This is a genomic window from Sphaerospermopsis kisseleviana CS-549 (assembly GCF_028329225.1).
Classification (GTDB): domain Bacteria; phylum Cyanobacteriota; class Cyanobacteriia; order Cyanobacteriales; family Nostocaceae; genus Sphaerospermopsis; species Sphaerospermopsis kisseleviana.
In genome coordinates this window covers 11,322-27,714 of the sequence record NZ_JAQMTI010000063.1, presented here as the reverse complement: position 1 = coordinate 27,714, position 16,393 = coordinate 11,322, and the positions used below count along the sequence as shown (strand labels likewise).

The window sequence follows — 16,393 nt, the reverse complement described above, 5'->3', positions numbered from 1 at the left end:
GATTTTCCTGGTGTCTATGGCGCGGTGGAACCACACTGATCCCTTCCCGAACTCAGAGGTGAAACGCTGCTGCGGCGACGATAGTTGAGGGGTTGCCCTCTGTCACAATAGCTCGATGCCAGGTTTAATATTTAACAACAAAAGCCTCCTCTATTTATTTAGAGGGGGTTTTTGTTTTATCTGGGTTTTTTAAACTCCAGTTTTTATTTATCTATTTATCTTTTTACCTAGTTCTGGTAATTTCAATGCTAATTTTGCCGTTAAAGTCGGGTATGGGTGCAGCAGGTTTGATAACAATAACTTGTATTTGAGAAACCATATCATTCTGCTGAAGAATAGCATTTGCGATCGCACCTGCTAACCTCTCCAACAAATCAAATTTAGATGTTTTAACTAAATTCTGCACTAAATTAATAACAGTGCGATAATCTACAGTATCTTCAATAGTGTCATTCTCAGTAGCTTGGGAAAGATCCAACCATAACTTCAAATCTACCTCAAACCATTGTCCTAAAACCTTTTCCTCTGGTAAATACCCAATATAGCCATAGCAGCTAATTCCTGTTAAATGAATACAGTCCATAAAAATTAGAGTAGAAGTTTTACATTTTAGACATTTTAAATTTTAAATTAAAAAGCCCGATAAACAAATTAAAATTAAAAATTGTCTTATCTCCCATATTGATTTAATGCAGCTTAATTTTAATAATCTTAATCAACTTTGGTCTTATGTTTTAACAGAAACCCTCAAACGCTTGGGTTTAAGTTGTGCTATTTTATGTCCTGGTTCTCGTTCTACTCCCTTAACGGTGGCTTTTAGCAAACAAGCACCAGATATTGAAGCTATTCCCATTTTAGATGAACGTTCTGCGGCTTTTTTTGCTTTGGGAAGAGCAAAAGCAACAGGAAAACCTGTCGTTTTGGTTTGTACTTCAGGGACAGCAGGAGCTAATTTTTACTCTGCGGTAATCGAAGCTAAAGAAAGTCGTGTACCTTTATTAATATTAACTACAGATAGACCTGCTGAATTGCGAGATTGCCATTCTGGACAAACTATAGATCAGGTAAAATTATACGGTAATTATCCCAATTGGCAAACCGAGTTAGCTACACCTGTCGCTAATAAAAGAATGTTAAGTTATTTGCGACAAACGGTAATTCATGCTTGGGAACGTTGCCAATTTCCTACCGGGGGAATTGTACATTTAAATATACCTTTTCGTGATCCTCTAGCACCAATTTCTGATGGTACTGATTTTATATTAGATTGTGAAGAGTTCTTTTCTGGGATAATTGCAACACCATTACCAATTACCAATTATCAATTACCTAAAGAATGGCAAAAATGTCAACGGGGTATTATTATTGCTGGAGTTGCACAACCCAAAGAACCTGAAGAATATTGTATAGCGATCGCTCGACTTTCTCAAACTTTGCAATGGCCTGTTTTAGCTGAGGGACTTTCTCCTGTTAGAAATTACGCAGATTTAAACCCCTATCTAATTTCTACCTACGACATAATTTTACGTAATCAAAACTTGTCCCAAGAATTAACACCAGAAATGGTAATTCAAATTGGGGAAATGCCGACTAGTAAAGAATTACGTAATTGGTTAATTAATGTTAATCCTCAACGCTGGTTAATTGATAGTAGTGCTGAAAATTTAGATCCTTTACATGGAAAAACAACACATTTAAGGATATCTGTAGAAAAATTGGGGAATGGGAAATGGGAAATGGGAAATGGGAAATGGGGGTTTTATTTACAAAAATGGTGTGAAATTGAAGCGCAAATTAGAAAAAATATTGATGAGACTTTTGAAAATATAGAAGACTTAATTGAAAGTAAAGCTGCTTGGTTAATTTCGCAAATTCTACCCCCACAAACACCATTTTTTATTGCTAATAGTATGCCAGTGCGAGATGTGGAATTTTTCTGGAAACCAAATAATTCAGGAATAAAATCATATTTTAATAGGGGTGCAAATGGGATTGATGGTACTCTTTCCACTGCTTTAGGAATAGCACATCATCAACAAAGTAGTGTGATGTTAACGGGAGATTTAGCCCTATTACATGATACTAATGGTTTTTTAATGAGAAATAAGTTAGTTGGACATTTGACAATTGTATTAATTAATAACAATGGTGGGGGAATTTTTGAAATGTTACCTATTGCTAATTTTGATCCACCTTTTGAAGAATTTTTTGCCACTCCCCAGGATATTAATTTTGCCCAGTTATGTGCTACTTATGGTGTAGAATATGAGTTAATAAATTCTTGGAAGCAGTTAGAAGAAAGATTAAAACTGTTACCAAGTCAGGGAATACGGGTTTTGGAAATTAGGACAAACAGAAAAAGGGATTCTCTATGGAGAAAGGAGTATTTGAGAAGGTTTAGTGATGCTTTTTAAACATTGAGTAAACCTGTGAATAAAGTGTAAGTAATCAGTAATCAGTAATCAGCTAATAACAGCAAGAGGAAAGATTTATAATTCTTAATTGCATAAAATTTATACACTCCTGATTTTTCTCTTGTTTTCTATTTCAGTCTTTAAAGCTGATAGCTGACTGCTGAATACTTACTTAAAATTTATCTTTCATTCCGCGAATTTTAGCAAAAGTTTGTACAGGATCTTTACTATTTACAGCTAATTGTAACGAAGGATGATCCCAGCGTAAAAACGGATTTGTATTCTTTTCAATACCAAGCAGAGAAGGAACAGTAGCTTCCTGACGCTGACGCATATCTGTTACTTCTGCAAATCGCTTTTGTAAATCCGTGTTTTCACTATCAACTGTTAATGCAAAGCGCAGATTACTTAAAGTGTATTCATGGGCGCACCAAACAAGGGTATTATCAGGTAAAGCCCGCAGTTTGCTTAAAGAGTCTACCATTTGCGCTGGTGTACCTTCAAACAAACGACCACAACCACCAGCAAATAAAGTATCACCGCAGAATAATTCTCCTGTAACACCTGGTGAGACAGGAGGAAAGTAGTAAGCTATATGAGCGCGGGTATGGCCGGGTACAAAAAATACTTCTGCTGTGCGATCGGCAAATTGTACGCGATCGCCTTCTTGTAAAAATACCTGTTGTCCAGGAATCCTTCCCCGATCCTCAATTCCAGCATATACTGTCAATTGGGGGAATTTTTCGATTAACTCCAGATTAGCACCCACATGATCATGATGATGGTGTGTGTTAAAAATTGCTACTAAATTGCATTTTAGTTGTGCAAGTTGCTGTAAAACTGGTTTAGACTCCGCTGGATCAACAACAGCAGCAATATTATGCTGTAAATCGTACAGCATAAATATATAGTTGTCAGAAAGTGCTGATAGTCGGATTACCTGCATTGCTTTCTTTACCTCCCACACACATGGATGCTTGATATTGATCATTCATAACTATAGCCTATTTAGAAGTTTTGAATTGAATCAGGTTAGTCAAGTCAATTGCTAATGAGACAAGAGAATATGAACAGATTAAAAACCTAATTAATTAAAATTCGTGTTAAAGTTCGTGAAAAAGCAGATTTTCAAGTTCAGGCAAATGCACAAGTAATTAGACTTGATAAAGGTGGCAGCAAAAAGTTTTTCGTTAGTAAAGGAAATAGGGAGATGGGGAAGAAAATTTTAGATTTTAGATGAGATTTTACAAAACAATCCAAAATCCAAAATCCAAAATCCAAAATAAATAACTCCTGACTCCTGAATTATTGTTATTAAGACCAAGAATCCAAATCTAAAGATTGCATTCCTCGACTGCTGACAAATTCCAGCAAACTACCTAACTGAAACCAAACAAACACACAAGTTCCCAAACTCAAAGGTAAACCAATACCCAAAGCTAGGGGAGAGGGAAAACCAAATATTTCTAAACCAGAAGACATAAATAAACAAACGCCTGCCGTAATACCAATAAATGGTACTAACAATTGCTTTAAAGAAGCACTAGATTTAATAGGTTCTTGATTGTTATTTGGCCATTTTTGGACAATTACTTTTAATGTTCCTGACAAAGCAAAACCAGAAGTTAAAGCCATGAGGAAACCAACCAAAAGCAAGATGTAAGGAGGTTGCAGAGGATAATAATACATGAAGACTCCTGATTTTTATGCAAATAATTTAAACGTTGTTACTGTTTTTCAGTAAACGAAATTAGAGATGTTGCTTTTGGCAAAATAGCTGCTACACTTTCTCTCGATAACTCGGTTAAAATGCCGACAGCTACATTTAATAACCGATTTGGCGGTAAGTCATCTTTGACTAAATCCCACAATCTTTGTACTTCATCAGTGTGTAAACGATCATCTTCAGTTAATGCTAAAACTAACTGACGACGTAAAAATTTACCTTCTTCCGATAGTAAATACTGTAAACCCATTCTGGCTGTTGGAACAACATCAAATTGCTGATCAGTCCGCGCAATGGAAATCAAATTCTCTAAACGCTGCCATTGGAATTTACCATCTTTAAATAGCACGTTCAATAACCGTCGTCTTAATGCGGGAGATTCACCAGTTAATAACCGTCGTGCTATGTAGGGATAACCTACTTCCACAATTTTAAAATTGGGGTTGAGGGTTAAAGCAATACCTTCCTGTGTCACCAAAGAACGAATAATTAAAGCAAACTTAGCGGGAACTCGGAAAGGATATTCATACATCAATTCCGAAAATTCATCGGTAATGGTTTTAAAGTTAAAATCACCGACGTTTTTACCAATGGCATTTCCCAGAACTGCTTCTAATGCTGGAACAATGGGAGCAATATTTGTTTTTGGAGCGAGGAAGCCCAATTTTACAAAGTCTTCCGCTAAGTCAGTATAATCTTTGTTGACAAGATGTACTAAGGCATCTACTAAGGTTTCCTTTGTGGTTTCCTCCAACTGGTCCATCATGCCAAAGTCGATGTAAGCCATGCGACCATCGGGAACAGCAAATAAATTACCAGGATGGGGGTCAGCATGGAAAAAACCATGTTCTAATAATTGTTGCAAACCAGAAGTAACACCAATCTGGATAATGGTTTCGGGATCTAAACCTGCTTGGCGAATGCTTTGGATATCTGTGAGTTTAAAGCCGTTAATCCATTCTAGGGTTAAAACACGGTTACTACTATAACGCCAGTAAATAGTTGGTACTTTTACTTGGGGGTCATCACGGAAGTTGGTGGCAAATTTTTCCGCGTTCCGACCTTCGTTCATGTAGTCTATTTCTTCAAATAACTTCGTGCCAAACTCGTCTACGATTAATGTGAGGTCATGGCCGAGATTGAGGGGCAACCAAGGACTCAGCCAAGTTGCTGCCCAACGCATTAGATATAAGTCTTTTGTAATTACTGGACGCAGGTGCGGGCGTTGTACCTTGACTGCTACTTCCTCACCAGTGATGAGACGACCCCGGTAAACTTGACCTAAACTAGCCGCAGCCACTGGTTTCGGGGAAAGTTCGCTAAATATCTCGTCAATGGAACGGTTGAGTTCAGTTTCAATAATGTGTTGCGCTAGGTCATGGTCAAAAGGTGGTAACTGGTCTTGTAGTTTTACCAGTTCCTCTAAAAAGTCTTTACGGATCAAGTCTGGCCGAGTCGAAAGGGCTTGACCCACTTTAATAAATGTCGGTCCGAGGTTTGTGAGCAGTTGTCGCAACTGGGTAGCTCGTTTACCCTTATTCTGCTCAACTTGGTTTTGCCATTCATCCCATTTGAGGCTGAGTAGAAAGCCTGCAAAGGAGAAGATGATTCTCAGTAGTCTGCCCCAAGCTAACCAGGGACGGTAACGATAGTAACGAGCGATCGCTTCTGGATTATACTGCTTTAGTTGAGCAGGTTGATACTGACCCACGTCTTTTTTTGCCTCTACAACTGGGAATTTGAGAATTTTCTGACTACTTGATTGACAATTTACTTGTTGCTCAAGTGTATTGTTGGTTTTTGATGGAAGCTATAGATAAACTCAACCTATCTTGAATGTTGAGATTAGTTTATGTTTTTCTTAATTATACTTTATAAAAGTACAAACTTTTGTCTCTTAGCGAGAGTATTTTATTATTTCTTAATGTTTGATACGGTATAATTTAGTATCAAATCTGACATTAAATATCTTGAAAATCCGATCCCATACAGGTTAGTTGATGGTTATTTGTGAATATTCAGGTTTTGTAGGATGGTGGTGAAAATCTCATACAGGGTTTTTAGGTATATAAAGATGAGATATATTGTTGTTTAGAGAATTTTGATATTTATTAATATAGTGCAGTTGAAACTATCAGAAATAGATTAATATATAAATATTATCCGATTCCCTAATTATTAAATTTTTCCAATTGATTAATTTCTTCCTGGGAAAGTAATTTTTTGACAACTCTAACAGGTAAATGTTCTGCATTATCACGGTTATTAATTGGATTTACTAAACGCAAACTATATACTTCTTCTCCTGCTTCTTGTGAACTTTTTTGATCTATTCTCAAATAAACTTGATTTGGATAGGTACGTAATAATCTTGTTTGTAAAGATCCTTTTAAATCTCTTGCACTTTTAGCTATTTCGCTTTCTTCTCCAAATATTTCTCCTGCTGCTTTCCAAGCATGATTTAAGGCGACAATTTCTTTTACTAATGTTTCTATTGATGGTTGTTGAAATATATCTTTCATGGTTATTTACTGAATGTTTATTTAATTAATGGATATTTAAAGCACAAAGATACAGAGAACTAACAGTTTTCGATAGATTTTGATTGAAATCTGATTAATATGATGATCGTTTGGCTTCTAATTCTAATTGATTAATGATCCGATTCCATTTTTGTAATTGATTTTGACGTTCATTTAATTTTTGATCATCAGGATTAGGTAAACCTAAACTAGTATCATATCTACCATATTTTGGTGGTAATCCGATAAAAGATGTAGTTCCTGTATTTGGCAGAATTTGATATTTAGTTCTTAATAATTGTTCGCAAGACCATTGCCAAGCTAAAGCATGATCATGTGCTTCCCCTCCTAATTTTCTAATTCTTTTCACGGATAATGGTTGAGAACCAAATAAAACACTTTCGATATAATCATTTTGAGGAAAAATTCTAGTTTCACTTCCTCTACCTCTAAAAAATTCGACAATAAAACCATTCTCTCCTAAATCAAAAATACATATTTCTGTCTCATCACTACCATCTGATCGTAGTCTTTGAACATCTTGATCTGCTCTCAAATCATGATTGATAATTTCATAAGATTGCATAGGTAATAAAATTTTAATTCTCATAAAACTATTGCTATAATTAGCCCAAAATCCTTGACGTTTGTTTAACTGGTTTTCCTCTTTGTCTGTGATACCAATTCGTTGAGCAATTAAATCTACTAAATTAGAAAAGTCTTGATAATTAACTGCACCAATCCAAATTCTTAACTTCTGTCTAGCTTGACTGGATAATTTTGATTGTTTGCTAGAATTATGATGGTTGGTTTTTAACCAATTAACTAACTCTGGATACCTACCAACTATTGATGTAGAAAGATGATTTAAAATATATTCTACAGATTTAATTTGATCAGTTTCCTCCATTTGTTCAAAACAACGTAATAACCAATTAACTTTATCTAACGTAACTGGATGTAGCTGTTTTGTAAAATAAGGTGCTATTTCCAAAACATAATCTTTAAATATGGTAAGATTCGGGAGAACATGATTGATTTTTGGCAATAGTTCATTATGAGTTAAGTTTTGGTCACAAATAATTTTTACCATTGCTTTTTTCGGTTCATTTGCTCCCAAAGCAACCAAAATTTTAATAACTAGATTATCCTTGACAGAAATTGAATTACTCCACAGAAGAAACCCATTAACTAAGTGCGATGTGATTACATTTTTTTGTCCATGATAAAACCAAGCTAACCGACGAATTAAGGTAAAATATAACCATTTATTTTCTTGGGATATACGCCAAATTCTTAAAGTTAATTGTTTTCTTTCTTCTTCTGGTATTGCTTCCCAAATTTGATCGTTATCAATACACCATATCCATTCTATTAAACTAATATCTTTAATTCTATTCTGATCAATTTTTTGTTGCAATGCTGATATAGATAAATTAATATTACTAGGTTTTTGTTTTGCAGCGAGTTCAATTAATCTATGGGGTTGATGATCTGGTATACTAAATTCTTTAAGGTTGAAGTCTTTGTGAAGCATTGTTTTCTAATTATCTGCTTGATTTAACTTACTCAAATCTTGTCCTTTAAACTGAATCCGAAATACTACTCTTCTATCTGTTGGTAAATCTCCTATTTTTGCATCATTTTCACCTCTTCCTACTACCATGATTTTCTTCTCTAATTGTGATTTATGAGTTTTGTTAGGAAATGGCATTGTATATAATGTATATTTGGCAACTTGCCAAGCTCTGTTTAAACTTAATTCCATGTTGAAATCAGCTTTACCATAAGCACTTGTATGGCCTTCAATAACTACTCTTTCAATTTGATCTTTCACTCTGGGAGTTTCAAAAATTACTTTGCTATAAATGGGAATCAATTTTTGCAGTGTTTTTTCACCTTGGGGATTTAATTTTGCGCTATTAGTTTCAAATAAGATGCTATCTCTTAAACTGATATCTCCGGTATTTGGATCAACTTTTGCTTCAATATTATTAGCTTTTAATTGTCCTTCTAACTCACCTATTAAAATTCTGGTAATGTCTTTTTGTGCTTGATTAAGCTGAATTAATGCGGAAATAAAAAGTAGTGCAAAAAACATTAATAACGATGACATTAAATCACCGATAGAAAGATAAATTGCGGGATCTTCTTCTTGATCATCTTGATTTTTGAAAATGTTTAAATGATTGAACATGAGATAATTTACCTGATAATTATTTTCTGTAGGTTGGGTTGACGTAAGGAAACCCAACAAGTAAAGCTAATATTTCAAAAGTGTAGGTTGAATTGATGCAAATAAACCAAACATTTGATTTGAAAAGGTGTGTTGGGTTTCACATCGTTCAACCCAACCTACGTTAATTTAATCGACGTTCATTTTCAATTTTGACTAATGCGTTATTTGCATTTTCTAAAATGTTACTACATAATCTTGACATGGAACTGTCAGCTTCTTTAAAAAATTCAGTTTGCCATTTTGTTGATTTATCTAGATATTGATCGAGATGATCTCGCCAATTATATAGAAGATTATTAAAATCTTGACTTACTGTACCAATATTCCGAGATAATTCTTGGAGTTGAGTTATTCTTTCTCCTGAATGTAAACCCATTGCTGCTGTAAATTCTTGTATTACTTGTATTTTGCTGTGCATATTATTAGTTGCTGTGCTAATATCATTCATACCTCTGGTAACTTCATTTATTGTATGAGTTAAATCATTCATTAATGATTTTCTGCGTTCGGTTTCTTCTTGGAAAGCTTTGCGTAAATCATTCACTACTTCCTGTAAAGCATTTCTTTGTGTTCCTAATGTACTTTCTAGGAGTTGATTTTGATCATTAAAGAATTGATTTAAACTGTTTTGATATTCAATTCTAAACCTTTGTAATTCTTCTTGTACTGTGACGCGTGTTTGTTGTAATGTCTGATCAATATTTGATAATGTTTGTTCTAAATTCTCCTTTGCACTGTTCATTAATTGTGATGCTTGTCTACCTACTGTTTCTAAAGTTATAGTTTGAGTTTTAAAACTTTCATTGGTTTCAGTGATAATTTGTGAAAATGCAGAATAAACCCTTGTTAACATTTGATTTTGTTGTTCAGATTGAGTTGTTAAAGATTGTTCTAATTCTCTTCTAATTCCTTTAAATGTATCCGCTGCTTGTTCTGCACTTTTTTGGAATGCTTCCCGTTGAGATTCCATTCCTGTAATACTTGTTTCTACTGCTTTAGTAATAGCAACTCCAGTTTCTTGTAAAACGTTGGTTGTCTCTGTTTGGAAATCATGTAAGGTAGATTGTAAGCTATTGGCAAAATTATTTAACTCTCCTAAGGTTTGTTGTTGAAATTGTTGAATTGTGACGATTGAATTAGCTAATTTTTCAGATATTCCCCCTAATTCATTGTTTAATTTTGTGACTGCTGCTGATGCTTGTTGAGTTAATATCGCACTTTGATCTAGTCTTTCTACTACTGGAATAATTAGTTGATTTTTCATTTCACTAATTAAGTTTTCGAGTACATTTTTTTGAGTTGTGGTAATTTGGGTTAGGGTTTTTTGGGAATCGGCAATATGATTAAATGCGGGCGTTAATCTGGTTTCTATGGTTTTATCTAATTGAATACTAACAGCTTTTCCTACTTCTATACCAATAGTTTCTGCATCCAGTTTTTCAGCTACTTGTTGTAATGCTTGGATTGCTCTGAAACTGGCGTTAAAATCAAAGTTTCTAAAATTTGCAGCGATTTCTTTTAAACTGTTGATTGCATCTTCTCGATTATCTTTTTTAGGAACGGTAATTTTATGTAATTTTTGTCTTAGGTTGTCATGTCGTGATTGTCTAATGAAGTCTGTGAAAAATAGAATAATAGTAAATACACTTCCTAGTCCTAACCCCACTAATGAAGTAGAAAATGCTGTTTGCATTCCTGCTAATAATGTTCCTACTCCTTTCATTAAAGCATCTGTTTGATTTAAGCTACCCAATGGAATATCTGCTATTCCTGATTGAATACCATAAAATGTTCCTAAGACTCCAATGGATGTACAAATTGTACTAATAAATCTTAAATTACTGCGTGTCGATTGATGGAATATATCTGGATATTGTTTGAGGATGTATTTATCATTGGTTTTTAGAGGATTTCTATGATAATTATTTTCTGTTTCTAAATGCTCGTTAATCCATTTTCTTTCAACATAAGTATCTCTTTCTAATTCTTTGATTATCTTCTTAATAAAATTAGATTCTTGACAATATTTTATTACTGTAATTATTTCCCAAATGAATCCTAGTATAAAAACTATGGCGATCGCCACATAAAATAAACTTGCTGGTACTTCTATCATGTATCAAACCTCTATTTTTTGTGATCAAAAAGCTGCTGTAGCCTATTTTCGGTAAAGGTTGATTTATCAAAACTTTTACCGCAGTATAAAATTATCTACATCTAGATAAGTTAAAAGTTCAGTGTCTAACTCGGCAAATATGATTCAGGATATGTCTTAGCATTCAATAGTGATTTATCTTTCTTTGGTTTTTGATTTAGCCTTGATTATATATATTGCATCAATTTCAGTATAAGTACAAACAGTAATTATACTAATTTTATGCAAAAAAAAATACATTTTTGTCTTGGTTCAATACTTAGATTGAGGAAGTTTTAGGAATACAGGACTTACGCAAAACAGGAGGAAAGTAGGGATAATTCTAGCTTTTTCACCACTTTTGATTTATTCAAACATACAAAAAAAGACATTTTTACTTCTGAATCCTGTCAGGGTTTAGCACTGCTAAACCCCTATTAATAATGTGTATTATCCTCCTAATTTCCCTGCTTGGACTTGGCCTCCAAATTTTCTAACCGACTCTTTAACTCCTGATTTTGTTTTTTCAATTGATCCAATTCTTCCCGCATTTGTTTCAAACTTTTTTCTGTCCCAATATTTCTTTGTACTTTAGGAATTTCTTCCTCAGCATAACGTCGCACCCTACCATCAGGAGTTTGATCAGCTAAACTTTGTAAAATCCCAATCGCTTTGGGAGTTTCCATTTGTCCTAAAGCTGTCACCACCGCTACTTGAGTTAAAAAGAATGTCTCTTTCGCTATTTCTGCTAATCGGTCTAAAATTCTTTCTATATTAGCAGGAGTTTGACCTACAGAAATTTTCCCCAAAGCGCGAATCGCAGATAAACGTAATGCTTGAGAAACGCCTAATTTAGTGTATTCCAACAAGACATTTAAAGCATTTTCCGAAGTTTTAAATTCTGCTAAACCACCAATAGCACCACTTCTAACTACTTCATTCCAACCTGCTCTTTCTTCTAAAACAGATTTGAGTAGTTTGATCACTTTTTCTTCGTGGGGTTTATCATCTAAATTAGCAGCAGCAATTGTTCCCAAACTCCGACAAGCAGCAGCTTCTACATAATAGCTTTTGTCCCCATGCTGTACCAATTCTTTGACATTTTTATAACTAGCATGAGTTTTGATTTGAGATAAGGACTCTACCACAGAACGACGGACAAAAGGATTATCATCATGCAACCCAGAAACTAAACCATCAAAAACTTGATCTAATTTAATTTCCGTTAATTGTTTAGCAACTTCTACCCGCACACCCCAAAAAGGATCATTTTTCAAAGCTGCGGATAAAGCTTTGACAACTTCCAAACCGCCTTTTTTCGCTAATGCTTCTGCTGCATAAATCCGAGAAATAGGATTTGGATCAAATTCCAACTGTGCTTTTAACTCTGGTATGGGATATTCTAAAACTACGGTTTTGAGATAATTATTACCCACATCAAAACTAACAAAATCGGGCTTTTCTGTTAATGGGAAATAAAAACTTTGTTCCCGTTCATTAATGCGGACATTAAAAATCTTTAAATCAGTATTTTGCTGTTTATAACCAAAACCAATGGGGATTTTCAGATCAAATAAATCCTGATCATCACTAGCTTGGGTTTGAGTAACTGTCACCTTTGCTAAGTTAGCATCACCATCCCAAGAATAAGCAACTTTAAAATCAGGATGTCCACCACGATAAACATATTGATCAAATAAGAAAGCTAAATTTCTACCTGTTGCTTTTTCAATTGATCTTAATAAATCTATGGTTTCTACAGTTTGATGAGCATGATCAACAACAAAGGTTTGGATAGCTTTCCAGAATAATTCTTCTCCCAATTCTGCACGGATCATGTGATAAACACAAGAACCTTTTTCATAAATATGGCGATCGTAAAGTTCAATCGCTTCACGGTAAACATGAGTTACCATTGGCCGACGGTAGCGACTACTATCTTCACTTAAATAACTGCGAGCTTCCGACAAGCGATAATAAGCAGCATCATCCGCACCATATTCATGTTCAGTCCACATTACCTCAGAATAGGAAGCCATTCCTTCCTTAATCCAAGCATGGGACCAATGTTTAATTACCAGTAAATCACCAAACCATTGATGTGCTAATTCATGCACTACTAAACTTTCGGTGTTGCGGTTGTCTAATAATGCTCTTTCATCCAACAAACAGCGATCTGTTAACAGCGTGGTAGAGGTATTTTCCATCCCCCCAAAAATGAAGTCATCCACGCAAACTTGAGCATATTTGGGAAAAGGGTATAAATAACCATACTTTTCACTCAAAAATGCGATCATGCGGGGAGTTTTACCCATGCTGCGGTTAGCGTCTGCTTCCCTAGCTTTTTCTACGTAATATGTAACAGGTTTACCTTGCCATTGATCTTTTATTTCCGCAAAATCACTTACAGCTAACGTCATCAAATAAGTAGGATGTATTTGCTGTTGAGACCAATGGTAAATTTTATAGTTTCCATCATCTACAGTATCAATTAATTCACCATTAGAAATTGCCACCAGTGGTTTAGGAACACGCACCCGAATTTCTGAAGTTGATAACTGTCCTGGATAGTCAAAACAGGGAAACCAATAACGAGAATCTTCGTCTTCTCCTTGAGTCCAAACTTGGGTAGGTTTGTGGGGGTAGTGCTTATCTGGTTGGATAAAATAAATACCTCTTTGGGGTTTTTCCACAGAATAGGCGATCGCTATCAACAACCTCTTACCAATTTGCGTAGGTTGAGATAATTGAATACACAGTTTTTCCCCGTCATAGTCAAACTTTTGTTCAACCTCGTCAACCTGTACAGATTGGATATTTAAATTTACAGCGTCCAATGTCAACCTATCAATATTATTACGTATTGGCAATAGGCGAATGCTACAATTACCATTGTAACTTTGGTTGGGAATATCCAAACTGAGGTTCAGAAAAATATGCTCTACCTGTCCCGGTCTATCGGGATTATAATGTGGTTTAGCCCCCGGCAATTCAAAAGATTTGTGTCTTGCTTTCTCTGTATCAAAATAAAATTTCAACATTGTTTATTACTGACCTTGTAATCCTGAAACTGTCATAACAATAGCGATCTGTAGATGCCTCTCCCAAATCAAAATGGTAATTTGATCAGGATTTTCTCTGGGATGTAATCAATTAAATCAATTGTCTCATTTTGCTACCCAGTGTCCAAGTCTTGATCTCATCTGAGATTCTGCAGGTTTGCATCATCGGGACAAGAGTTTCTAGCATCACACAGTGATGGCTTTCCATCGATTACAAATACTAACAATTATTCTTATAGCTTAGAATAACTTGTCATTCAGAATCTGACTACTTTTTGCATATCAAATTAAGATAGCATTTACGGATTTACTCTAGACTCCATTGAAGTCTTTTTGAGAGCAACGACAAAACTATTTTTGTATGTAAATACCAATCGTCTCAGTAAGTTCCGCTAAATTAGTCAAAATTGCTGAAAAGTCCCAAAACCCCACTATTAATTTTGTATCCATAGCATCTGAATCATACTTTTCCTATTTTACGCAACAAAGGACAATAACAATGCCTGAAAGCAAATCAAAATTTCTAGTTCCCGCTATTAGCACGGCTATAGTTGTTGTGGGAGGTATAGCTGCTTACGTATATTTGAAAGCACCCTTGGGTGATACTTCCAGCCCCATAAGCAGTGCTAAAGTAGTACCTGCTAATGCCTTGATGGCAACATATGTTAACACTGATCCCCAATCTTGGGATAAGTTACAGCAATTTGGCACTCCACAAGCGCAAGAAATATTAGCAAAAATTCTACAGGATATCAATGAAGAAATATTAAATGATAGTAATATTTCTTACGAAACAGACATTAAACCCTGGATCGGTGGTGTGATGATTGCTGTACTGCCACCCACACCTACTACACCTAATCAGTCAACTCCATCTGTCCAGCAAGAGTCAAATATTCTGTTAGTATTGGGTATCAAAGATAAACTCAATGCTTTGAATTTTGCTAACAAATTAAAAGAGCAAAAAAACACACAAATTGAAGAATCAGACTATAAAGGTCAGAAAATTATTGGCAGTAAAAATAAAAGTAAATCAACTTATGTTACTGTACTAAACAATACTCATATATTGGTAGCACCAGAAAAACAAACTGTAGAAAAAGCGATTGACACCTATAAGGGAGAACCTTCTTTTGCTAGTAAAGAAGGAGCAAGTAGCATTTTAGCTAAAGGCGTAGATGTTGAAAACAGCCTGGCTCAAATTTATGTGCCAGATTACGCCAACATGGCACAACAATTAGCAGCTTTCAATACTCAAGGTAGACCATTGCAGCCGCAAACTTTGGCACAACTCCAGCAAGTAAAATCCCTAGTAGCTGGTGTTGGTGTTGATGATGCTGGACTGCGGTTAAAAGCGGTTGTTAACTTAGATCCCCAACTGAGTAAATTTCAATATCAAAGCACTCCAGCTAAAATAGTAGGACAATTTCCTAGTGACACCATTGCTCTAGTCACTGGGCAGAATATAAATCGTAGTTGGCAAACCTTCTTAGAACAATCAAAAGATTATCCTGAATTTAAGCAAGCAGTTGAACAGACTCGCGGACAACTCAAACAATTTGTCAATATTGATTTAGACAAAGATATTTTTAGTTGGATGGATGGGGAATTTGCTTTTGGTGCGGTTCAATCTAGTCAAGGTGGGTTAGCAAATGTTGGTTTTGGGGGAGGGATGGTATTTGATACGAGCGATCGCAAAACAGCGGAAACCACTTTCACCAAACTAGATGACCTCGCCAAAAAGCAATCATTCAAGGTAGTTCAAAGAAATATTGCTGGTAAAAATATCACAGAATGGCAAATTCCCTTTCAAGGCGCTTTAGTATCACATGGTTGGTTAGATCAGGATACCGTATTTGTAGCTCTTGGTGGACCTGTTGGGGAAACAATAGCAGATAACAAAGGTCAAACCCTGAATAATAGCGACACCTTTAAAACCGTAACTGGTTCTTTACCCAAACCCAACGGTGGTTATTTCTATCTAGATATGGATAACACAACCTCTGTAATTACTCGTTTTGCTACCGCAGGTCAACCCCTACCTCCTGATATCAGTGCTATCCTGGGTTCTATTCGTGGTTTGGGTGTCACTGTTCATAGCCCCAATAAATCTACTGCTCAAATGGAAATGTTGTTAGCTTTAAAAACCAGTAAATAAGGAGGCAGGAGTCAGGATAATCAGAATAAATTTCTTCCCTATTCCCTATTCCCTATTCCCTATTCCCTCTTACACTGTCACCAGTCCCCAGTCACCAGTCACCAGTCACCTGCTGTAAAATAAAGCTGTTCCCAACTA

The 16,393-nt window shown here is 35.2% G+C and carries 11 protein-coding genes and 1 rRNA gene; 3 read left to right on the top strand and 9 right to left on the bottom strand.

What is annotated here, in order from left to right:
• The first annotated feature begins 6 nt into the window (after positions 1-6).
• A 5S ribosomal RNA gene (gene rrf, locus PN497_RS04625) occupies positions 7-124 on the top strand.
• Between the two features lie 99 nt (positions 125-223).
• Here the strand turns inward: rrf and folB are convergent.
• Entirely contained in the window at positions 224-583 is a 360-nt protein-coding gene (gene folB, locus PN497_RS04620; protein ID WP_096567706.1) for a dihydroneopterin aldolase, read from the bottom strand.
• A gap of 106 nt (positions 584-689) precedes the next feature.
• On the opposite strand from folB, the gene menD reads away from it, so the two are divergent.
• A complete protein-coding gene (gene menD / locus PN497_RS04615; RefSeq protein ID WP_096567708.1) occupies positions 690-2,414 on the top strand; it encodes a 2-succinyl-5-enolpyruvyl-6-hydroxy-3-cyclohexene-1-carboxylic-acid synthase in 1,725 nt (574 codons plus the stop codon).
• 172 nt (positions 2,415-2,586) lie between these two features.
• Here menD and gloB read toward each other — a convergent pair whose 3' ends face one another.
• From gloB to PN497_RS04575, 8 genes are all read right to left on the bottom strand, one after another.
• Positions 2,587-3,360 carry a hydroxyacylglutathione hydrolase gene (gene gloB, locus PN497_RS04610; RefSeq protein ID WP_096567710.1) on the bottom strand — a complete coding sequence of 258 codons (774 nt, stop codon included), beginning with the start codon at positions 3,358-3,360 and terminating at the stop codon, positions 2,587-2,589.
• Positions 3,361-3,728: 368 nt separating this feature from the next.
• Positions 3,729-4,103, bottom strand: coding sequence for a hypothetical protein (locus PN497_RS04605; protein WP_096567712.1), 375 nt, complete (start codon positions 4,101-4,103; stop codon positions 3,729-3,731).
• Positions 4,104-4,141: 38 nt separating this feature from the next.
• Entirely contained in the window at positions 4,142-5,851 is a 1,710-nt protein-coding gene (locus PN497_RS04600) for an ABC1 kinase family protein (protein WP_096567714.1), read from the bottom strand.
• Positions 5,852-6,311: 460 nt separating this feature from the next.
• Positions 6,312-6,662: a hypothetical protein gene (locus tag PN497_RS04595; protein WP_096567716.1), complete on the bottom strand. Its 351-nt coding sequence runs from the start codon at positions 6,660-6,662 to the stop codon at positions 6,312-6,314.
• 94 nt (positions 6,663-6,756) lie between these two features.
• Positions 6,757-8,199, bottom strand: a complete 1,443-nt coding sequence (locus tag PN497_RS04590; RefSeq protein WP_272109708.1) for an EH signature domain-containing protein — start codon at positions 8,197-8,199, stop codon at positions 6,757-6,759.
• A gap of 6 nt (positions 8,200-8,205) precedes the next feature.
• The gene (locus PN497_RS04585) at positions 8,206-8,859 is read right to left on the bottom strand and encodes an OmpA/MotB family protein (RefSeq protein ID WP_096567718.1); all 654 of its coding nucleotides are present in this window, start codon (positions 8,857-8,859) and stop codon (positions 8,206-8,208) included.
• Between the two features lie 163 nt (positions 8,860-9,022).
• Entirely contained in the window at positions 9,023-11,017 is a 1,995-nt protein-coding gene (locus tag PN497_RS04580; protein WP_096567720.1) for a hypothetical protein, read from the bottom strand.
• A 476-nt stretch (positions 11,018-11,493) separates the two neighbouring features.
• On the bottom strand, positions 11,494-14,076 hold the full coding sequence (locus tag PN497_RS04575) for a M1 family metallopeptidase (protein ID WP_096567722.1): 2,583 nt from the start codon (positions 14,074-14,076) through the stop codon (positions 11,494-11,496).
• A gap of 520 nt (positions 14,077-14,596) precedes the next feature.
• Between PN497_RS04575 and PN497_RS04570 the strand changes: the two genes are divergently transcribed.
• On the top strand, positions 14,597-16,255 hold the full coding sequence (locus PN497_RS04570; protein ID WP_096567724.1) for a DUF3352 domain-containing protein: 1,659 nt from the start codon (positions 14,597-14,599) through the stop codon (positions 16,253-16,255).
• The last annotated feature ends 138 nt before the right edge of the window (positions 16,256-16,393 follow it).

Excerpts from the sequence above, each read along its gene's own strand:
- menD (WP_096567708.1), top strand. The coding sequence starts at position 690 with ATGCAGCTTAATTTTAATAATCTTAATCAACTTTGGTCTTATGTTTTA.
- PN497_RS04570 (WP_096567724.1), top strand. The coding sequence starts at position 14,597 with ATGCCTGAAAGCAAATCAAAATTTCTAGTTCCCGCTATTAGCACGGCT.
- gloB (WP_096567710.1), bottom strand. The coding sequence starts at position 3,360 with ATGCAGGTAATCCGACTATCAGCACTTTCTGACAACTATATATTTATG.
- PN497_RS04605 (WP_096567712.1), bottom strand. The coding sequence starts at position 4,103 with ATGTATTATTATCCTCTGCAACCTCCTTACATCTTGCTTTTGGTTGGT.
- PN497_RS04585 (WP_096567718.1), bottom strand. The coding sequence starts at position 8,859 with ATGTTCAATCATTTAAACATTTTCAAAAATCAAGATGATCAAGAAGAA.
- PN497_RS04575 (WP_096567722.1), bottom strand. The coding sequence starts at position 14,076 with ATGTTGAAATTTTATTTTGATACAGAGAAAGCAAGACACAAATCTTTT.
- PN497_RS04590 (WP_272109708.1), bottom strand. The coding sequence starts at position 8,199 with ATGCTTCACAAAGACTTCAACCTTAAAGAATTTAGTATACCAGATCAT.
- folB (WP_096567706.1), bottom strand. The coding sequence starts at position 583 with ATGGACTGTATTCATTTAACAGGAATTAGCTGCTATGGCTATATTGGG.
- PN497_RS04580 (WP_096567720.1), bottom strand. The coding sequence starts at position 11,017 with ATGATAGAAGTACCAGCAAGTTTATTTTATGTGGCGATCGCCATAGTT.
- PN497_RS04595 (WP_096567716.1), bottom strand. The coding sequence starts at position 6,662 with ATGAAAGATATATTTCAACAACCATCAATAGAAACATTAGTAAAAGAA.